The 20,414-nt window shown below is 64.3% G+C and carries 18 protein-coding genes and 1 tRNA gene; 11 read left to right on the top strand and 8 right to left on the bottom strand.

The window, feature by feature from the left end:
- Positions 1-3: 3 nt before the first annotated feature.
- From VSX60_RS20015 to VSX60_RS19995, 5 genes are all read right to left on the bottom strand, one after another.
- Positions 4-453 (bottom strand): hypothetical protein, encoded by a 450-nt coding sequence (locus VSX60_RS20015; RefSeq protein ID WP_327626021.1) that lies wholly within the window; start codon positions 451-453, stop codon positions 4-6.
- 154 nt (positions 454-607) lie between these two features.
- A tRNA-Arg gene (locus tag VSX60_RS20010) sits at positions 608-684 on the bottom strand.
- Positions 685-798: 114 nt separating this feature from the next.
- Entirely contained in the window at positions 799-2,301 is a 1,503-nt protein-coding gene (locus VSX60_RS20005; RefSeq protein ID WP_327626020.1) for a sensor histidine kinase, read from the bottom strand.
- A 66-nt stretch (positions 2,302-2,367) separates the two neighbouring features.
- Positions 2,368-3,795 (bottom strand): dihydrolipoyl dehydrogenase family protein, encoded by a 1,428-nt coding sequence (locus VSX60_RS20000; protein WP_327626019.1) that lies wholly within the window; start codon positions 3,793-3,795, stop codon positions 2,368-2,370.
- Position 3,796: 1 nt separating this feature from the next.
- Positions 3,797-4,564, bottom strand: coding sequence for a TVP38/TMEM64 family protein (locus VSX60_RS19995; RefSeq protein WP_327626018.1), 768 nt, complete (start codon positions 4,562-4,564; stop codon positions 3,797-3,799).
- Positions 4,565-4,936: 372 nt separating this feature from the next.
- Here VSX60_RS19995 and gcvT point away from each other — a divergent pair, with 372 nt between their 5' ends.
- Genes gcvT through gcvP form a run of 3 tightly spaced genes read left to right on the top strand, consistent with a single transcriptional unit; the run spans position 4,937 to position 9,313 of the window.
- The gene (gcvT, locus tag VSX60_RS19990) at positions 4,937-6,076 is read left to right on the top strand and encodes a glycine cleavage system aminomethyltransferase GcvT (RefSeq protein WP_327626017.1); all 1,140 of its coding nucleotides are present in this window, start codon (positions 4,937-4,939) and stop codon (positions 6,074-6,076) included.
- 11 nt (positions 6,077-6,087) lie between these two features.
- The gene (gene gcvH / locus VSX60_RS19985) at positions 6,088-6,450 is read left to right on the top strand and encodes a glycine cleavage system protein GcvH (RefSeq protein ID WP_327626016.1); all 363 of its coding nucleotides are present in this window, start codon (positions 6,088-6,090) and stop codon (positions 6,448-6,450) included.
- Between the two features lie 10 nt (positions 6,451-6,460).
- On the top strand, positions 6,461-9,313 hold the full coding sequence (gcvP, locus tag VSX60_RS19980; RefSeq protein ID WP_327626015.1) for an aminomethyl-transferring glycine dehydrogenase: 2,853 nt from the start codon (positions 6,461-6,463) through the stop codon (positions 9,311-9,313).
- A gap of 51 nt (positions 9,314-9,364) precedes the next feature.
- Here the strand turns inward: gcvP and VSX60_RS19975 are convergent, their stop codons facing one another.
- Positions 9,365-10,051, bottom strand: a complete 687-nt coding sequence (locus VSX60_RS19975) for a GntR family transcriptional regulator (protein WP_327626014.1) — start codon at positions 10,049-10,051, stop codon at positions 9,365-9,367.
- A 109-nt stretch (positions 10,052-10,160) separates the two neighbouring features.
- Between VSX60_RS19975 and VSX60_RS19970 the strand changes: the two genes are divergently transcribed.
- The 8 genes from VSX60_RS19970 (at position 10,161) to ltnD (ending at position 18,061) form a co-directional block, all read left to right on the top strand.
- Positions 10,161-11,240: a 4-hydroxythreonine-4-phosphate dehydrogenase PdxA gene (locus VSX60_RS19970; protein WP_327626013.1), complete on the top strand. Its 1,080-nt coding sequence runs from the start codon at positions 10,161-10,163 to the stop codon at positions 11,238-11,240.
- Positions 11,241-11,340: 100 nt separating this feature from the next.
- Positions 11,341-12,327 carry a TRAP transporter substrate-binding protein gene (locus VSX60_RS19965; protein WP_327626012.1) on the top strand — a complete coding sequence of 329 codons (987 nt, stop codon included), beginning with the start codon at positions 11,341-11,343 and terminating at the stop codon, positions 12,325-12,327.
- 87 nt (positions 12,328-12,414) lie between these two features.
- A complete protein-coding gene (locus VSX60_RS19960; protein ID WP_327626011.1) occupies positions 12,415-12,972 on the top strand; it encodes a TRAP transporter small permease in 558 nt (185 codons plus the stop codon).
- Positions 12,969-14,252 carry a TRAP transporter large permease gene (locus VSX60_RS19955; protein ID WP_327626010.1) on the top strand — a complete coding sequence of 428 codons (1,284 nt, stop codon included), beginning with the start codon at positions 12,969-12,971 and terminating at the stop codon, positions 14,250-14,252. Before VSX60_RS19960 ends, VSX60_RS19955 begins: the two co-directional genes overlap by 4 nt.
- Before the next feature lie 149 nt (positions 14,253-14,401).
- Positions 14,402-15,667, top strand: a complete 1,266-nt coding sequence (gene otnK, locus VSX60_RS19950; RefSeq protein ID WP_327626009.1) for a 3-oxo-tetronate kinase — start codon at positions 14,402-14,404, stop codon at positions 15,665-15,667.
- A complete protein-coding gene (gene otnC / locus VSX60_RS19945; protein WP_327626008.1) occupies positions 15,657-16,304 on the top strand; it encodes a 3-oxo-tetronate 4-phosphate decarboxylase in 648 nt (215 codons plus the stop codon). The genes otnK and otnC overlap by 11 nt, the downstream gene beginning before the upstream one ends.
- Positions 16,304-17,086: a hydroxypyruvate isomerase family protein gene (locus VSX60_RS19940; RefSeq protein WP_327626007.1), complete on the top strand. Its 783-nt coding sequence runs from the start codon at positions 16,304-16,306 to the stop codon at positions 17,084-17,086. The genes otnC and VSX60_RS19940 overlap by 1 nt, the downstream gene beginning before the upstream one ends.
- Before the next feature lie 81 nt (positions 17,087-17,167).
- Entirely contained in the window at positions 17,168-18,061 is an 894-nt protein-coding gene (gene ltnD / locus VSX60_RS19935) for an L-threonate dehydrogenase (RefSeq protein WP_327626006.1), read from the top strand.
- 173 nt (positions 18,062-18,234) lie between these two features.
- Here the strand turns inward: ltnD and VSX60_RS19930 are convergent, their stop codons facing one another.
- Positions 18,235-19,236, bottom strand: a complete 1,002-nt coding sequence (locus VSX60_RS19930) for a potassium channel family protein (protein ID WP_327626005.1) — start codon at positions 19,234-19,236, stop codon at positions 18,235-18,237.
- Between the two features lie 191 nt (positions 19,237-19,427).
- The gene (locus tag VSX60_RS19925) at positions 19,428-20,117 is read right to left on the bottom strand and encodes a ferric reductase-like transmembrane domain-containing protein (RefSeq protein ID WP_327626022.1); all 690 of its coding nucleotides are present in this window, start codon (positions 20,115-20,117) and stop codon (positions 19,428-19,430) included.
- Between the last annotated feature and the right edge of the window lie 297 nt (positions 20,118-20,414).

Below are 20,414 nucleotides of genomic sequence, written 5' to 3'. Positions count from 1 at the left end.
CCATCAGCGCCAAAATGCCGAAAAGTTCATTGCCCCTGCATCGAGGGCCGCGTAACGTTCAACCCGGCATCGCCGCTCAACGAAGTTCAACAAACTTCGGGACATCCCCACGAACTCCCCTTCACCGGTCTTGATCAGCGGCAGAATACGAACCGCTAAACCCGCCTTGTCGCCTTGTGCGGTATTGGAGGCTCCGATTCCGATTTCTTGTAATGCCGCCGGAAGCACCGCTTCGGGTAAAACACCGGCAACGTCTACATTGAACAGCCATCTCGGCGGCTTGTTCGTGGAGTATTGCGGATTTCCCCAGAAGCCGGTGGCCTCATCCACCGTATGGTTGCCGATGTTGCTCCCACCCTTGAAGCCCGATCGTGAGAATTGAAGTCCTTGATCCTTCAGAAACAGGTTGAGCCAACTGAAAACCGCTTGTCTGTTCTCTTCACCTGTCGGCAAGGCGCTCCCCTCTTCCGCCCACTAATTTGTGCCGAACCATATCACAAGATGGTTAATTCTTGTTGCGGTGGCGACTCCGTGGCGATTCAGGGCAAGCCCCACGCTCGCACAACTCGCTGCGATTCAATAACTAATTGATTTCATAAGTGAATTTTGGTGCGCCCGAAAGGATTCGAACCTCTGACCCCCAGATTCGTAGTCTGGTGCTCTATCCAGCTGAGCTACGGGCGCACTGACGAGCAGGCCCTGACGAGGCTGCTGCGTTCGTGAGGGCTAGGTAGCCGCTCGGGTCTTGGAATGCAAGCCGGCATCGGCCGCAAATTTTCAGCTGGAAGGTCACCTGTCTCAGGTGATCGGGACGGTGGCGGCCGCCGCGCCAAGCGACGAACGCGACGGCAGCCGGATTTCGAAGCGGGCTCCCGGCGTCGTGCCGTCGGCGAGGGTGATGCGGCCTCCATGCGCCTCGACGATCTCCGCCGCGATGGCGAGCCCGAGCCCGGTCCCGCCGGAACGCACCGACCCGGTGAACGCCTTGAACAGGTTTTCGCGGGCCCGCTCGGGCAGTCCCGGTCCGGTGTCCTCCACGATGACCAGGGTCTCGCCATCGACCTCTTGCCGCGCCGCGATGGTGATCCGCCGCACGACCGAGGGCTGGTCCGCCTCGTTGCCCTCCAACGCCTGAATGGCGTTGCGGCAAAGGTTGACCAGAACCCGGTGGAACTGGTCCGGATCCACCTCCACTTCGAGCCCCTCGCCCACCGCGTTGACGCAGCCGATCCCGGAGTCGGGCGACACCGCGACCATCTCGAACACGTCGGTGACCAGCTGTTTCAGCCGCACTTTGCGCTTCACCGGCGCGTTTTCGACCGCTCGCCCGTAAGCCAGCACCGACTGGGTGTAGTTCAAGGCTCGGTCGAGGCTACGCAGCAGCATGGGCGCCACCCGCTGGACGCGCGGATCATTGAGAGTCGCCAGGCGGTCGGAGATCATCTGCGCCGAAGCCAGGATGTTGCGCAGATCGTGGTTGATCTTGGAAACGGCGAGGCCGAGATCCGCCAGATGGCGTTGTTCGCGCAGCGTGTCGGCGAGCCGAGTCTGCATGGCGGCCAGTTCCGCCTCGGCAACGCCGATCTCGTCGTCGCGCTCGGTCGGCCGGATGATCCGGGAGGAGTCCGCGGGTTTCTCGCCGAACCGGATCATCGAGCCTGTCATCGCCTGGATGGGCCGGATCAGATAGGCGCTGATCGACCCGTAGACCAGGAGCGCAGCGAAGGAGGCGATCGCCAGCGACAACAGCAGGATATTGCGCGAATAGATCAGCATGTCGCGGCGCAGCGGGTATTCCGACATCACCACCTCGCCGACCAGCGATCCGTCGCCGACCGCACCGAACACCCGCATGGTGCGGTTGCCCCCGGACAGAAGCGTGTTGAACGCGCCAGTCACCATCCGAAACGGGTTCTGATTGCTCAGGTCGATCTGCAGATCGACAACGCCAAGCGTTTCGTCACGGGCCAGCAATCGCGAGACGTCGCCCTCGACGATCGCGACGAGCTTGGCATCGAGAGCCTTGAGCAGGCTTGCCTCCTGGGCGGGGCCGAGCACCACGTCGCCCTGCGGATTGTTCTGGCTCGAAGCGAGGCCCGCGACCGCCGCGGTCTCGATCTTTGCCGACAGCCAGTCTTCGCGAAAATTGGCGATCGAGGGAACGAAGATCAGCACCTCGGCGAGCATCACCGCCAGCATGGTGACGAGCAGAAGCCGCGTTGAAATACGCCGCCTGACGAGCGGCACGCGCGCGACATCCTTCGATCGGCGATCGGCAGGTCGCTTCGTGTCCTTCGGCAATGCGACGCTCGTCCCTTCGCTTGCAGCCTTGAGATTCGACCCGTTCAACACTGTCCATGCGCCTGGTCAGCCGAACCGGCTCAAAAAGCCGATAGCACGGCGCACCAGCGGACGCCGCGTATAGGGATGATAGTAGGAGGTGGCTGCCCGTTTGCCAATTTCGGAGAAGGTCGGATAGGGCGAGATAAAATCGCGCAGATCGGAAATCTTCAGGCCCCTGCCGATCGCCAGCGAAAACAGATTGGTGAGTTCGCCCGCCTCGGCACCGACGACCCCGGCCCCAAGCAGCCGTCCACCGCGGCCGGCCACAAGCTTGACCAGCCCCTGAGTGCGCCGCTCGGTCTGGGCGCGATCGTTTTCCTCGAAGGGCCAGCGCAGCACATCCACATTGAGCCCGCGCAACATGGCTTGCGCCTCGGTCAGGCCGACCTGACCGAGTTCCGGATCGGTGAAGGTCACATGCGGGAGCTTGTCGTGGTCGGCCTTGATCGGCAGGCGAAACAGGATCGCCCGGATGACGAGCCCGGCGTGGTAGTTGGCGACATGGGTGAATTGCGGGCCGCCGGCGATATCGCCGACGGCATAGACCCGTCGGTTCGAACTGCGCAGATCGGCGCCGACCTTGATGCCGCGACGATCGTAGTCGATGCCCGCCGCGTCGAGGCCAAGACCCTCGACATTCACCGCCCGGCCGACTGCGACCAGGAGATGGCTCCCCTCGATCATCGCTTTCTCGCCGTTCTTGCGCTCGATGGCCAGCCGCACCGCGCTTCCGCCTCCATCAACGCCGACTACTTTGGTGTGTTCCTCGATGACGACGCCCTCCGCGCGGAGACGGCGAAGGACGACGGCCGCAAGTTCCGGATCGTCGTTTCCAAGCGCCGTCTCGCCTTCCACTACGGTAACCTTGGCGCCGAGCCGGCGATGGGCCTGCGCCATTTCCATGCCGATCGGCCCCCCCCCGATCACCAGGAGATGGTTCGGCCGCTCGGTGAGAGAGAAAATCGTCTCGTTGGTGAGATGCGGCGTCTCGGCCAACCCGTCGATGGGCGGAACCAGCGGCGAGGAGCCGGCGGCAACGACGAAGCGCCGGGCGCGGATCAACTGTCCGCCGGCATTGACGGTATTCGGATCGATGAATTGCGCGTCGGCCTTGATTACCCGGACGCCGAGACCCTCGAAGCGCTCGACTGAATCATTGGGTGCGATCGCCCCGATCACCCCGTCGACATGCGCCTTGACGGCAGAGAAATCGACCGTCGGCTCGCCGGCCGATACGCCGAACAGCGGCGCGGCGCGGATCGCGGCGGCGTGTTTGCCGGCGGCGAGTAGCGCCTTTGAGGGAACGCAGCCGAAGTTGAGGCAGTCGCCGCCCATCAGGCCGCGTTCGACGAGAACGACCGGCACCCCGAATGCGGCAGCGGCCGCTGCCGTGGTCAGGCCGCCCGACCCGCCTCCAATGACGCAGATGTCGGGTGTCAGGATCTCGGCCATCTCAGCCTCCGCGTGGCTTCGTTTCGGCGGCGACGGGGCGCCGTCCACGAAAATAGGTCTTCTTCAGGACCAGACCGAGGATCGCGAAGGCGGCGAGCCCGAGCAAGGCGATGGTCATCTCCGTCGTCAAGAGATCGGCGAGCTCGACATCCCCCTCGCCGACATTGACGAGCGCCTGATTGATGCCGCTGCCGAGGAAGGCATAGACCATCGAGCCTGGAATGATGCCGATCAACGTCGCCATGACATAGGTTCTGAGTGGGACGTCGAAGAAGGCCGGCGCCACGTTGACAGCGACGAAAGGCATGACCGGCGTCAGCCGCAGAACGAGGAGATAGGCGAAGGCGTCGTCGCGAAAACCGTCGGCGAAGCGCGCAATGGCACCGCCGGCGCGCTTGCGCAGCAGATCCCCGAAGGCGTAACGCGCGGCCACGAAGATGAGCGTCGCGCCGATCGTGGCGCCGATGATGGTGAGGATCCCGCCAAGAAACCACCCGAACAGGAAGCCGCTTGCGACGGTGAAGATCGCCGCCGCGGGAAAGGCGAAAGCAACAAGAACGGCGTAGCCGACGACATATCCGACCGAGGCAACGGCCGTATTTTCCGAGACGAAGCGGCCGAGCAGATCACGGCTGGCAAGGAAGGACTCAAGCGACAGGTAGCCGTGCAGACCGAGGCTATAGGCAAGCAGCAATCCGGCCGCGATGATCGCGAGAGGAAGGTAGCGCTTGATCGTAGACATCCACCCCGCGCCGCCGTCCGTGTCCATTCCGTCTCCTGTTTCGATGTCGCTTATCCAAACGCACACAATAGACCCTTCGCCGGCCACCGATTTGCGGGCGACGCCATGTCCTTTGGCGCCAACATCGCGCGCCACAGCCCATTCGCAAAGGGAAAAGACGCGATCACGCGGCATCTCACGCCGTGTTGAAGACCGATAAAGCCTGCGATACACTCTCCCGGTCCGGTTCGCACGCGATGAATCTCCCTCGCCCACCTCGCATCGACGACGTCCGACAAGGTGCGGTGGGCCGAAGCATTGTCGGTTGGGCGGCCCCGCCAAGAGGCCAGGAAACGGGTAGCGACGCGGCGTCGAACCTGGCTATAGTGGCATCGGATTCCAGGGCCGGAGGCAAGGCGTTTGAGTGAAACGGCACAATTGTTGAAGACGCCGCTGTTCGACCTTCACATGTCGCTCGGCGCCCGGATGGTGCCGTTCGCGGGCTACGAGATGCCGGTGCAATATCCGGCCGGCGTGATGAAGGAGCACCTGCATACGCGCGCCGCCGTCGGGCTGTTCGACGTCTCCCACATGGGACAGGTGGAAATTCGACCGTTGTCGGGAAACCTTCGCAATGCCGCACTGGCGCTGGAAACGCTGGTGCCGGTGGACATCGCCGGCCTGAAGGAAGGGCGGCAGCGCTATGCGCTGTTCACCAACCCGGCCGGCGGCATTCTCGACGATCTGATGGTTGCCCATCGCGGCGACCATTTGTTCCTGGTCGTCAACGCGGCCTGCAAGGCCGAGGACATCGCCCATCTCAGCGCCGCCCTGTCGGACCGCTGCGAGATCACGCCGCTAACCGATCGCGCCCTTATCGCGCTGCAAGGGCCGAAGGCCGAAGCCGCGTTGAGCACGCTGTCCGGCGATGTCACCGCAATGCGCTTCATGGATATCAGGTCCGTTGAGCTCTGCGGTGCGCAATGCATCGTCTCGCGTTCCGGCTACACCGGTGAGGACGGCTTCGAAATCTCCATCCCGGCGGAGAAGGCCGCGGCCGTCGCGACCGCGCTGCTCGCCCATGAGGCGGTGGAGCCGATCGGCCTCGGCGCCCGCGATTCCCTGCGGCTGGAGGCCGGCCTCTGCCTCTATGGCAACGATATCGACACGACCACGACGCCGGTGGAAGCCGCGCTCCAATGGGCGATCCAGAAGACGCGTCGCACCGGCGGCGAGCGCGCCGGCGGCTTTCCGGGCGCGGCAACAATCCTGGCGGAGTTGGCCGAGGGCACCTCGCGTCGCCGCGTCGGTCTGCGCCCCGAGACGCGAACCCCGGTTCGTGGCGGCGCGGCGCTGTTTTCCGACGAACAGGCCGGTTCTCCGGTCGGCGCGGTGACCTCCGGCGGTTTCGGTCCCAGCGTGGATGGTCCCGTCGCCATGGGTTATGTCCCCTCCAAACTGGCGACGGCCGGCACCCGGCTCTTCGCGGACGTGCGAGGCAAGCGCATTCCCGTCATCGTCACGCCGCTTCCGTTCGTCGCCGCCAACTTCAAACGTTAAAGGACAGCCGAATGCTCAAATTCACCGAAGACCATGAGTGGCTGCGGCTCGAAGGCGATATCGCCACGGTCGGGATCACCACCCACGCCTCGATCCAGCTCGGCGACCTCGTCTTCGTCGAATTGCCGGATGTCGGCGCGAGCTTTGCCAAGGGCGACGACGTCGCCGTGGTGGAATCGGTCAAGGCCGCGTCGGAAATCTATGCTCCGCTCGACGGCGAGATCACCGAGGTGAACCCGGCGATCGCCGACGATCCGTCCGTCGTCAACAACGACCCGATGGATGCCGGCTGGTTCTTCAAGATGAAGCTCAAGGATGCGTCGGCGGCCGATGCCCTGATGGATGAGGACGCCTACAAGGCGTTGGTCGGATAAGGCGTCACGCATGAGCTTCGACTTCACCGACTACGAGCCCTACGATTTCGCCAACCGGCGTCACATCGGCCCCTCCCCGACCGAGATGGAGGCGATGCTGGCGCTGCTCGGCGCCGACAGTCTCGACGCGTTTATCGACGCGACGGTCCCCGCCGCGATCCGGCAGGAAAAGCCGCTCGAATGGGGTCCGGCCATGACCGAGCGCCAGGCGCTGGACGCGCTGCGCGAGACCGCCAATCGCAATCAGAACCTCGTTTCACTGCTGGGCCAAGGTTATTACGGCACCATCACGCCGCCGGTCATCCAGCGCAACATCCTGGAAAATCCCGCCTGGTACACGGCCTATACGCCTTATCAGCCGGAGATCAGCCAGGGCCGGCTGGAAGCACTGCTGAACTTCCAGACCATGGTGTCGGACCTCACCGGGCTCGACGTCGCCAACGCCTCGCTCCTCGATGAAGCGACCGCGGCGGCCGAGGCGATGGCGATGGCGCACCGGCTGTCGAAATCGAAACGCACCGTCTTCTTCGTCGACGAGAACTGCCACGCCCAGACGATCGCGGTGATCCGCACCCGGGCCGAGCCGCTCGGCTGGACGGTCGAAATCGGCGATCCCTTCCAGGATCTGAAGCCGGATACGGTGTTCGGCGCGATCTTCCAATATCCCGGCACCTACGGCCATGTGCGCGACTTCACCGAAGTGATCGCGGCGCTGCATGGCGAGAATGCCATCGCGGTGATGGCCGCCGACCTGTTATCGTTGGCGCTCTTGAAGACGCCCGGCGAGATGAACGCCGACATCGCCGTCGGCTCGACCCAACGCTTTGGCGTGCCGATGGGCTATGGCGGCCCGCACGCCGCCTATATGGCGGTGAAGGACGCGCACAAGCGCGCGATGCCCGGCCGGCTCGTCGGCGTTTCGGTGGATACGCGCGGCAACCGCGCCTACCGTCTGGCACTGCAGACCCGCGAGCAGCACATTCGCCGCGAAAAGGCGACGTCGAACATCTGCACCGCGCAGGTGCTGCTCGCCGTCATGGCGGCGATGTACGCGGTGTTCCACGGGCCGGAGGGCCTCAAGGCCATCGCCCAGCGGGTGCACCAGCGCGCGGTGCTGCTGGCCAAGGGGCTGGAAAAACTCGGCTATACGGTCGAGCCGGAGGCGTTTTTCGACACCATGACGATCGAGGTCGGGCGGCTGCAGGGCGCGATCCTGAAATCCGCGCTCGCCGAGGGGGTCAATCTGCGCAAGGTCGGCACCGACCGGATCGGCATCAGCATCGACGAGCGGACGCGCCCGACCGTGATCGAAGCCGTCTGGCGGGCCTTCGGCGGGGAATTCACGGTCGACGATTTCGACCGCGATAACCGGCTGCCGGAACCGCTGCGGCGCAGCACGGATTACCTGACCCATCCGGTCTTCCACATGAACCGCGCCGAAAGCGAGATGACCCGTTACATCCGCCGGCTGTCGGACCGCGATCTCGCCCTAGATCGGTCGATGATCCCGCTCGGCTCCTGCACCATGAAGCTGAACGCCACGGCCGAGATGCTGCCGATCACCTGGCCGGAATATGCCGAACTGCATCCCTTCGTGCCGCAGGATCAGGCGCTCGGCTACAAGGCATTGATCGAAGATCTGTCTGACAAGCTGTGCCAGATCACCGGCTACGACGCCGTTTCCATGCAGCCGAACTCCGGCGCGCAGGGCGAATATGCGGGTCTCCTTACCATCCGCGCCTACCACCAGGCGAATGGCGATGATCACCGCGACATCTGCCTGATTCCGACCTCGGCGCACGGCACCAACCCGGCTTCGGCGCAGATGGCGGGAATGAAGGTGGTGGTGGTGAAGTCGGACGAGAACGGCGACATCGATGTCGACGATTTCCGCGCCAAGGCCGAGGCCCATGCGGCCAATCTCGCCGCCTGCATGATCACCTATCCCTCGACGCACGGGGTGTTCGAGGAAAGCGTCGCCGAACTCTGCGCCATCGTCCACGAGCATGGCGGCCAAATCTATCTCGACGGGGCCAACATGAACGCCCTCGTCGGCCTCGCGCGGCCGGGCGACTTCGGCGCCGATGTCAGCCATCTGAACCTTCACAAGACCTTCTGCATCCCCCATGGCGGCGGCGGTCCGGGTATGGGGCCAATCGGGGTCAAGGCGCATCTGGCGCCGTATCTGCCGGGCCATCCAACGACGGGCGGAAGCGAGGGGCCGGTCTCCGCCGCACCGTTCGGCTCGCCCTCGATCCTGCCGATCTCGTGGAGCTACTGCCTGATGATGGGCGGCGCGGGCCTCACCCAGGCGACCAAGGTTGCGATCCTCAGCGCCAACTACGTCGCCAAGCGGCTCGAGGACGCCTATCCGGTGCTCTACAAGGCCAAGAACGGCCGGGTGGCGCATGAATGTATCGTCGACACACGCATCCTGCAGGAGTCCGCCGGCGTCAGCGTCGACGATGTGGCCAAGCGGCTGATCGACTGCGGCTTCCACGCCCCGACGATGAGCTGGCCGGTGGCCGGAACCTTGATGATCGAGCCGACGGAATCAGAAACCAAGGCCGAGCTCGACCGCTTCTGCGACGCCATGCTGGCGATCCGCGAGGAGGCGCGCGACATCGAGGAAGGCCGCATCGATCCGCAGAACAATCCACTGAAGAACGCGCCGCATACGGTGGAGGATCTCGTCGGCGAATGGGACCGGCCCTACACCCGCGAACAGGCCTGTTATCCGCCGGGGGCGTTCCGGGTCGACAAATACTGGGCGCCGGTCAACCGCGTCGACAACGTCTATGGCGACCGCCACCTCGTCTGTTCCTGCCCACCGGTCGAGGACTATCAGGAAGCCGCCGAGTAGCCGGCTGTCGTCACCGTTGCGCGCCCGCGTCAATTGCGGCGGGCGCGCCGTTCAGACGACGTCCTTGACCCGGTCCCAAGTGTTCATCAGATGCTTGGTGAGGACTTCGCCGAGGCGCGCGCCATCCCGAACACGGAGCGCCTCGGCCATCTCCTCGTGCTCGGCCACGGCGTTCGCCCAGGCCTCGGGTCCCTGATTGCCTAGGAAGCGGATGCGCTTCAGCCGCGCCTGGATGTTTGCCTGCACATCGATCAGCATGTTGTTGCGTGACAGGCGCGCGATGCGTGCATGGATATCCTGGTTGGCCTTGTAGTACGTCAGCCGGTCCCGCTTGGCGTAATAGCCCATCATCGCGTCGTGAATCGCGAGAAGTTCGGCAAGGTCCTTGTCGCTGGCGCGCTTGCATGCCAGCCGGCCGGCAAGCTTTTCCAGTTCCGCCAACACCTCCAGCATCGAGAACACGTCCTCGGGCGTCAGCCGCCGCACGATGCTGCCCCGCGCCGGCCGAATGTCGATCAGACCTTCGCCGGCGAGTGTGCGGAGCGCCTCGCGGAGCGGCGTGCGGGAAACGCCGAGCGAATCGACAAGCGCGGCCTCGTTGATTCGCGCGCCCGGTTTGAGATGCCCCTCAATGATAAGGTCCCGGATTCGGCCCGCGACCTGCTTGTGCAGCGTCTGCCTCTGGATCACGGGCGCGTCCGGATAGGCGATATCGTCTTCGACCGGCAGTTCAGTCACGGCGGGCTCCAGCAAGAGGCAACGCGCCTTCATAGCAAAAAAACCGCTTGCGCACGTCAAAAGAAATATCGTATGCAAAATGCAATATCCATAACCGGCGGGGGGCCGAATGCGGAACGATCTGGTGATCGCCTTTGCGATCGGTGACCCCGCGGGCATCAGCCCGGAACTCGCTGCCCGGCTGCTCGCCGACGACATCGCTTCCCAGGCGGTCATGCTGGTCATCGGCGATCGCCGCGTTCTGGACATGGGAGCGAAACACGCCGACGTCGCCATTGATCTGCCGACCGTTTCGCTCGATGCGTTGGGTCCGCGGCGGCCCGAGCACTCATGTTTCGTCGATCTTGGCAACTGCGATCCCGCCACCATCGAACTCGGCACCGCCAGCGCTGATGGCGGTCGCTCAGCGCTGGCCAATTTCCGCTGTGCCCTGCTAGCGGCCAATGGCGGCCATGCCGACGCAGTGTTCTTCACGCCCTTCAACAAGCACGCCATGCGGCAGACCGACTCCGACTATGTCGACGAGATCGGCTTCGTGAACCGCACCATTCACGCGACGCGCAACGGCAGCGAGTTCAACGTGCTCGACGAAGTCTGGAACGCCCGCTGCACCTCGCATATCCCGCTATCCGAGGTTGCCGGCGCGCTCAGCGAAGAGCGTGTTTTCGAGAGCCTGCGCCTGACCGTCGAGACCATGCAAGGGGCGGGATTCGCGCGACCACGGATCGGCGTCGCGGCGCTCAATCCCCATGCCGGCGACGGCGGCAATTTCGGCACCGAGGACGACGCGATCATCCTGCCGGCGGTCGAGCGGGCTCTGTCCCACCAGATGGCCGTGACGGGACCAATCCCCTCCGACACCGTATTCGTGCGGGCCCTGAAGGGTGAGTTCGACGCGGTGCTGACGATGTATCACGACCAGGGGCAGATCGCGATGAAGCTCATCGGCTTCGATCGGGGCGTGACCCTGATCGCCGGCTACCCGTTCCCGATCGTCACGCCGGCGCACGGAACCGCCTACGACATCGCCGGCCAGGGCATCGCCAATGCCGGCGCCGGCCGTAAAGCTATCGAACTCGGGCTGATGCTCGCGGCCCGCAAGAATGAGGCGGACGGGAATACACCGCCTCCGGATCAGAGCCTGGCCACGCTTTTTCGCCAGGGCCTCGAATCCTCGGCCGCCGCCTGAGGCGCACGGCCCAAATCCACGCCGAAGAACGGCCGGAAAAGGCCGCGCCCCAGACGACCAGACCAACGACAGATTTTTCAACGCAGATGGGAGGAAAGATATGATGCACACAACTTTGAAGGCGCTTCTCGCGGGCGCAGTCCTTTTGACCGCCGGTGCCGCCGCCAAGGCCCAGGAAGAGATCATTTTCGGCATCAGCGCCGCGAACGGCTCGCTGCAGGAGCGGACCGCCAGCGAATTCGCCAAGCGCGCCAACGAAAAGCTCGGCGACAAGGCCGTGGTCAAGGTGTTCGACTCCTCGCAGCTCGGCAAGGACAAGGACATGCTGCAGAAGATCAAGCTCGGCACCATGCACTTGACGCTGCCGTCCTCGACGATGCCGGAGATCGCGCCGGAATACGCGCTCTTCGACCTGCCCTTCATGGTCAAGGATCGCGACCACCTGGCGCGGATCGACGAGACCCTGTTCAAGGACGTCCTGGTGCCGGCCGCCGAGGCACAAGGCTATCGCCCGCTGGCGATCTGGGAAAACGGCTTCCGCCAGATCACCAACAACGAGCGACCGATCAACACGCCGGCCGATCTGGAAGGATTGAAGATCCGCACGCCGAACTCGTCCTGGCGGGTGGCAATGTTCCAGGCCTATGGCGCCAACCCGACGCCGATGTCGTTCTCCGAAGTCTTCGTCGCGCTGCAGACCGGCGTCATCGACGGTCAGGAGAACCCGCTGACCAACATCGCGGCCGGTAAGCTCGACGAGGTGCAGAAATATCTGTCGATGTCCGGGCACGTCTATTCGCCGGCCTACCCGACGGTCGGGATCGCGACGTTCGAAAAGCTCGATCCCGAAATACAAACCGTCCTTGCCGAGACCGCCCAGGAGGTCGCCACATGGGCGCGTGAACAGGGCGCCAGTGCCGACGGTGAACTTCTCCAGAAGCTGAAGGACGGTGGCATGGAGGTCAACGAGGCCGACCGCCAGGCCTTCATCGACGCCTCCAAGCCGCTCTATGAGAAGTTCGCCTCCGAGGTCGAAGGCGGCCAGGAGATGATCGACAAGGCGCAGTCGCTCGCCGACGGTTCCTAGGACCGTCACAAAATGCGGGGGCCGGCGGAGTCGGCCCCCGTTTTTCCCTCGTCAATCGTCTCATATGCCTTTCTTGGAAAACCGCCCATGTCCCGGCTCGCCCGCTGGCTCGACATCGCCCTTCAAGCCGTGACGCTGTTCCTGCTCATCGTCCTCACCGGGGTCGTTCTGTTGGGCGTGACGTTTCGCTATTCCGGCAATTCGCTGATCTGGTACGACGAGATCGCCTCGGTGCTGCTCGCCTGGATCACCTTTTCCGGGGCGGCGCTGGCGACGATGCGGAACGCGCATCTGGGCTTCAGCGGGCTCTTGTTCGCGCTGCCGCGGCCAAGCCGCACGGTTCTGTTCGTCGTCGTCGAACTGATCTTCCTGATCGTCTTCGCGGTGATCGGCTGGGCCGGTTGGGCGATTCTCGACATCTTCGGCAATGAAACGCTGATCTCCGTCCGGTTCGTTCCGCGCAGTTTCGTGCAGAGCATCCTGCCGGTCAGCGCCGGGCTGATCATCCTGGCGCGCCTTCTCACCCTTCCCGAACGCTATCGGGACGTCGAGGAAGGCCTCGATCCGGAGCAGCGCGAGATCGAGACCGAGATCGCCCGCGCCGAAACCGAACTCAACGCCATGCGCGCCGGAGAGCCGAAATGACCGAGGCGCTCATCCTCCTGTTGATGTTCGTGTTGATCGCCATCGGCCTGCCGATCGCTGTCGCGATCCTCGCCAGCGCCCTGGTCGGCGTATTCATGCTGAACGGCTATCTCGGCTTTCTCAACGCGGCGTTGTCGATCTTCGACGGTGCCACCAGCTTCCCGCTGATTGCCATTCCCCTGTTCATCTTGGCCGGCGCGCTGATGAACACCGGCGGCATCTCGCAGCGACTGATCACCTTCGTTTCCGCATTGATCGGCTTCCTGCGCGGCGGGCTGGCGATGGTGAATGTCGGGGTCTCGCTATTCTTCGCCGAAATTTCCGGCTCGGCGGTCGCCGATGTCGCGGCGATCGGCTCTGTGCTGATCCCGGCGATGAAGAAGAAGGGCTATTCGCCCCGCTTCGCCGCCGCCATCACCTCGTCCTCCGCTTCGCTGGCCATCATCATCCCGCCGTCGATTCCGATGATCCTCTACGGCGCGCTGTCGGACACCTCGATCGTCCGGCTGTTCGTCGCCGGCATCGTGCCGGGGTTGCTCGGTGGCTTTTCGATGATGGCGCTCTCATATTATTTCGCCGTTCGCTACGACCTGCCGCGCGAGGAGGCGTTCAGCCTTTGCCGTCTCTGGACGGCGACGAAGGACGCCGCCTGGGCGCTGATTCTGCCGGTGATCATCCTTGGCGGCATTTTCGGCGGCTTCGTCACCGCCACAGAAGGCGCGGGCCTCGCCGTCGTCGCGGCCTTGCTGATCGGCGGCTTCATCTATCGCGAGATCAATCTGAAGAAGCTCTATCTCTCGCTGATCGACGGCGTGATCCAGACCGCCGTCGTCATGCTGTTGGTCGCCACGTCCGCTGTGCTCGGCCTCTATTTGACCGAGACCGAAATGCCGCAGCGGCTCGCCGCCAGCATCACCACGCTGACGACCGACAAGTTCCTCGTCCTGATGATCATCAACGTCTTCCTCCTGTTCGTCGGCATGGTCCTGCACGGTGCCGCCGCGATCATCCTGACCGTGCCGATCTTCATGCCGCTGGTCCACGAAATCGGCATCGACCCGATCCAGTTCGGCATCCTGCTGACGCTGAACATCGCGCTCGGCCAGCAAACCCCGCCGGTCGCCAGCGTGCTGGTCACGGCCTGCTCGATCGCCCGCACCGACATCTGGAAGACGACGAAGACGAACCTGCCGTTCATCGGCGTTCTGGTCCTGATCCTGATCCTCGTCACCTATGTGCCGGCGGTCTCGCTGTCGCTGGTCGACGTCTTCTACGAGTAACGAATCCGTCGCCCGCCTGCGTTAAGGGGCGCTTCGATCCCGGGCGCTTCAACTTCCTTCAAGGCAAGGCTTGGCACCAGCGGCCAAGACGCGGTAGTTAGCCTCACTACGGTATACATTGCCGAAGCTGACGAAAGAGGAGAGGGACGATGCTGCTCGGCTGCATAGGGGACGACTTCACCGGCTCGTCCGACCTTGCCAACACCCTCGCCAAGGGCGGCATGCGGGTGACGCAGTATAGCGGCGTGCCAAGTGGCGCCGCCGAGCCGGGCGTCGAGGCCGGTATCGTGGCGCTGAAATCGCGGACGATCCCCCCGGCCGAAGCGGTGGCGCTGTCGCTTGCGGCGCTCGACTGGCTTGTCGACCAGGGCTGCCGGCAGTTCCTGTTCAAATACTGTTCGACTTTCGATTCGACCCCCGAGGGCAATATCGGACCGGTGATCGATGCCCTGATGCAGCGCCTCGGGACGGACCGCACGATCGTTTGCCCGGCGTTTCCGGCGACGGGGCGCAGCATCTATCAGGGCCATCTCTTCGTCGGCGACCGGCTGCTCAGCGAAAGCGGCATGGAACACCATCCGCTGACACCGATGACGGATGCCGACCTTCGCCGCTGGCTTGCGCCGCAGACGAAACAGGGCGTCGGGCACGTCGCCGCGACAACGGTGTTTCAAGGTGGTCCGGCGATCATGGACGCGATGGCCGCCGAAGCGGCCGCCGGCCGTCCCGTGGTGGTGGTCGACGCGATCCGCGACGCGGACCTCATGGCGATCGGGCAAGCCGCGCGCGGCCTGCGGCTTCTGACCGGCGGCTCGGGCATTGCTCTCGGCCTTCCGGACAATTTCCGCGCCGAGAACCTGCTTGCGTCGGAGCCATCCACCTGGATCGGCTCGGACGGCCCGGCGGCGATCCTGTCCGGCTCATGCTCGACCATGACGCGGACGCAGGTCGCTCGCTATGCCGAGACCTCCCCCGCCCTCGAAATCGTGCCGGACCGGGTGATGGCGGGTGAGCAGTCGCCGGACGGCGCGGTCGGTTGGGCACTCGAACAGACCGACGGCGTTCCGCTCATCTACTCCTCGGCCGACCCGGAAGCGGTCAAGGCGGCGCAGCGGCATTTCGGCCGGGACGCGCTCGCCGCGCGCCTTGAAGAGTTCTTCGCCGAAACCGCCCGCCAATTATGCGCGGCCGGCGTCACGCGGTTGGTCGTGGCGGGGGGCGAGACGTCGGGCGCGGTGGTCGAGGGTCTCGGCCTCTCCGCCCTTGCCATCGGTCCGGAGATCGCGCCGGGCGTCCCGGCCGTGAAGGCGTCGGACCGGCCACTCTGGCTGACCCTGAAGTCGGGCAATTTCGGCGACGCGGATTTCTTCCAGACCGCGCTGGGTGTCTTGAAAGGCGAGCATCATGACGTCTGAGGCACGGCTTCGCGAGACGGTCTGCGAACTGGCGCGCTCGATCTACGATCGCGGCCTGACCCACGGCGCCTCGGGCAATATCTCGGTCCGGATGCCCGATGGCGGCCTGCTGGTCACACCGACCGGCGCCTCCTTTGGCCGGCTCGATCCGGCCCGTCTCAGCCGCTTCGATGCGGCCGGAACGTTCGTCGAGGGCGACAAGCCGACGAAGGAAATGCCGCTGCACCGGGCGTTTTACGACACCCGCTCGACCGCCGGCGCGGTGGTGCATCTTCACTCGACCCACTCGGTCGCCCTTTCGATGCTGCCGGGCATCGACAGGGACAATATGCTGCCGCCGCTCACCGCCTATTCGATCATGCGGCTCGGCAAGGTACAGTTGCTGCCGTATTTTCTGCCCGGCGATGCGGCCACGGGCGACGCGATCCGCGGGCTCGCCGGGCGCCGCTCGGCGGTGATGCTGGCCAATCATGGTCCGGTCGTCGCCGGCAAGGATCTGGAAGCCGCCGTCTATGCCGTCGAGGAACTGGAAGAGACGGCGCGTCTCGCGCTTTTGACCCGCGGCTTGCAACCGCGCCAGCTGACACCTGAACAGATCGCCGGCGTCGTCACCGCCTTCGACGTGGAGTGGTCCTGATGATCCGCCTGTCCGCCAATCTCGGGTTCCTCTGGACCGAACTGTCGCTTCCCGAAGCGATCGTCCGCGCGAAGGCGACCGGCTTCGACGCCGTCGAATGTCATTGGCCCTATGACGAGGACGCGGCGGCCGTTCGGCGGGCGCTGGAGGAGACCGGCCTGACAATGCTCGGCCTCAACACCCGCAAGGGCGGCGCGACCGATTTCGGCCTTGCCGCCGTGCCCGGCCGGGAGACGGAAGCCCGGGCGGCTATCGACGAGGCCTTCGACTACGGCGCCAAGATCGGCGTCGGGGCCGTCCATGTCATGGCCGGAAAAACCCAAGGGGTCGAAGGCGCGAGCGAAACATTCGACAAGAACCTCGCCTATGCCTGTGACCGCGCCGCCAAACACGACATGATGGTGCTCATCGAGCCGATCAACCACCGCGATGCGCCGGGCTATTTTCTCTTCGAAATCGAGCAGGCGGCGGCGATCGTCGCGCGTCTTCGCCGGCCCGAACTGAAGATCATGTTCGACTGTTACCATACCCAGATCATGCAGGGCGATCTGATCCGCCGCTTCGAGCGCCACCGGGCCCAGATCGGCCATGTGCAGATCGCCGCCGTTCCGTCCCGCGCCGAGCCCGACGAGGGCGAACTTGCCTATGAGCGGCTGCTGCCGGCCATCGTGGCGCTCGGCTATGCGGGCTTTTTCGGCGCCGAATACCGGCCGCGCGGCACGACCGACGAGGGGCTCGGCTGGATGGCGTCGCTTCGCGCCGGCGGATCAGGCAAGCCTTAGGCAGCAGCCCTGAATTGCCGAAGCGGACGTGTTGTCCGCCAAGGCTCATGAAACAGGTGATGGGAGGGCGCATTGGCGGCAATGAAGGTGGGATTCATCGGCCTCGGCTCGATGGGGATGGGAGCGGCCCTGTCCGCCCTGCGGGCCGGACTGACGGTCTACGGCGTCGATTTGTCCCCCGCCGCCTTAGAGCGGCTCGAGCAGGCGGGAGCCGCCGGCGTCGGCCAGGACGCCTCGGCCTTTGCCGGCGATCTCGATGCGGTCGTGCTTCTGGTGGTCAACGCCGCCCAGTGCCGGGACGCGCTGTTCGGCGCGAACGGCATCGCGCCGCTTCTCAAGCCCGGGACGCCGGTCGTGGTGTCCGCGACCATCTCGCCCGACGATGCCCGCCGCTTCGACGAGGATTTGCGCGCGGCCGGCCTGAAAATGCTGGACGCGCCGGTCTCCGGCGGGGCGGCGAAGGCCGAGACCGGCGAGATGACGATCATGGCCGCCGGGCCGCAAGACGTCTTCGACGCGCTGGAGCCCCTGCTCGGTGCAATCGCGGCCAAGGTCTACAATATAGGCGAGACGATCGGTCTCGGCGCGACGGTGAAGATCGTCCACCAGCTGCTTGCCGGGGTCCATATCGCGGCCGGCGCCGAGGCGATGGCGCTCGCGTCCCGCGCCGGCATCCCGCTCGATCTGATGTACGACGTCGTCACCAACGCGGCCGGAAATTCCTGGATGTTCGAGAACCGCATGAAGGGCGTCGTGGAAGACGATTACACGCCGATGTCGACGGTCGACATCTTCGTCAAGGATATGGGGCTGGTGACCGAAACCGGCCGATCGCTCAAATTCCCGCTGCCGCTCGCCTCGACCGCCTATGCGATGTATCTCAACGCCAGCAACGCCGGCTACGGCAAGGAAGCCGACAGCGCCGTCATCAAGACCTTCGCCGGCATCGACCTGCCGAAGAAATCGGGCGATTGAGCCTCTTCCGCGGCGCGGCTATCGTCAGTCGATACGCTGTTCGCTGGCCTTGTCGAACAGATGGATCGCCTGCGGCGAAACCGCCAGACCGACCGGCAGGCCTATCGACACCCGGTTTAGGCCGCGACCTGCGTCCGGTCACGCCATACCGCCGGAACGGGCTCGGAGGTGCGCTACAGACCCCGGTAGACATCCCGGTACCAGGAAAATCCGAGTGTCTCGACCATGTTCTTCAGCCGATTGCGACGATACCGCACGGACTCTTCCGACGTCGCGCGGTCGAATTCTTCGTCGGATGCGCAATCGAGGCCGGACTTCCGCAATGGCGCCAACGAAGGCGACGCCGCCTCGTCCTGGTTTCGCCCCCCATCCGGAAGGGTATCGACGATCATGTCGATGCCGTGTCGCGCCAGCGCGATCTGGGGGTGCTCGCCGCCCTTGCACCCATGCTCCAGGATGGTCAGCGTCTCGTCGAGTCTCGCGATCGCCACGGCATAGGATGCGATCGTGTCAGCGGAATGAAATCGATGCAGCAGCGGCAAATTCGTGCTGGCCTCGGCGGTCTTGATCAGCGGCAGCGCGATCATGCTCAACAGCGGGCTGAGATCGACGGCGTCGTCCTGACGATAACGATCAAGGATCGCATACGGGCCATCGCCCGCCGCCGTGATGATCATCGCCAGCGAGCGTCGCTGCGAGATCTGGCTCGAGATCGTCACCAGAAAACTGACCAAGAAGGTCAGAAACATGAAACCGGACAGCGACGTGACGGTCGTAACAAGACGCCACGTATCGTTGCCCGGCTTGAAATCGCCGAGGCCCAGCGTCGAAACCGTATACCCCGCGAAGTAAAAGCGCTCGAGCGTCTCTGCGGCAATCTCTGACGTAGCGGTGACGACCGCCTCCGGCGAGGACATATAGATCAGACTCCAGCCGATCCAGAGCCCCGTCACGCTCACGACCGTGCGGGTGGCTACGCAATAGGCCCCCAACAGATTCAGCTGGCGCCGATTTCCGGACCGCCGCACCCACCAGAGGACAACCTTGCTGACAAGATCTTCGACGGGGCGGGTGAGAAGCCCCGCGCTGGCGCCGATCCGAAAGAACCCGCCAATGGCGTCTGTAGTGGTGATCACCACCAGCAGGCCACCAGCCAAAATGAGCAGAACAGTCATCGTTTCGTTCACATAACCATTACCGGCACGAGCCACCTGATAACGCTTATGGCTTAACGGCGCATCGGTCGCGGATCCGAGCCCATATTGGCCCCGGGTGACGCAGGGCAATGGTCGCGCGGGTCGTCTTCGCCCATTCCGTTATCTCGAGCGCTCCCGCATGGTCCGAACGATGCCCGAAAACCTCGTCGCTAGGACAGTGACAGGGCCGGTCTGTTCTTGACGCGCCATGTCCGCAACGAGGCCGCCGTCTGCAAGGCCATCACGGAAAGCACGAGGATTGCGAATGGCCACTGCGCCCAATTGGGCTCGGGCGTCGGGCGATGGAAGTCCTGAAAATGGAGGTAGAGAAAATATCCTGTGTGCGCGACCGAAAGCCACCACAGCACATAGGTACCCTGCTGGACAAACTTCCACACCGACCCTCCCAGCAGTCTCTGACTGGCATTATTGGAGGTCACCGCAAGAATTGCAGCGTAGACCAGCGCGACAATGCCGATGATATTCGCTAGGCCGAAGCCGTGTTGAAGCATCACGTAGCGCAGCAATTGCGGATGGAACTCGTAGCCGATCAGCCGCATGAGATCGAGATTCACCCATCCGATCAGGATAAACACGGCATGGGCGAAAGCCAGAAGCACTCCGTAGATGCCGAACTCACGCCGCCAGGGGATGGCCTTGCGAAATGGGGTCCATAGGCGGGACAGCGGGCCGATGGCCATCGATGAAGCGACCATCACCAGCGAGGTGTCAGCCAGCGCCCTGTTCCACTGATGCATCGGCGACCACTCCGGCCGGGACAACAAGAACAGCCAGGTCAGCAAGACCCCCACGACAAGCGTTCCACCATGTCGCTTTTTCCAGTCCAACCCGAATTGCATCGTCAAGCGTGCTCCTCCTCGATATCGCCGGAAGGCCACTTACGATCACCTCAGGTCGATATTGTGACCTCGTCGCCCTGTCTGTCGGATTGAGGCCGGCGGGCGGGCGTCGGGGCGTGGGTGTTTGCGGCATCGGTCTGGGCCGTCGCTTGTTTCAGCGGTGAGCGCGGGGGGCTCGCTTGCTGGGTTTGGATGGAGGGTAGTTTTCAAACGCAAGACGCCCCTCGGCTTTGTGGGCACGAGGGGCGTTTTGGTGATGGGCTGGTTTTTTTGTGAAGATGGAGAAGCTTTGCGATT

It is taken from the genome of Aurantimonas sp. A3-2-R12, from assembly GCF_036016755.1.
Lineage (GTDB): Bacteria > Pseudomonadota > Alphaproteobacteria > Rhizobiales > Rhizobiaceae > Aurantimonas > Aurantimonas coralicida_A.
Note: the sequence above shows the minus strand (reverse complement) of the source record. Positions and strands in the feature narration are given on the sequence as shown.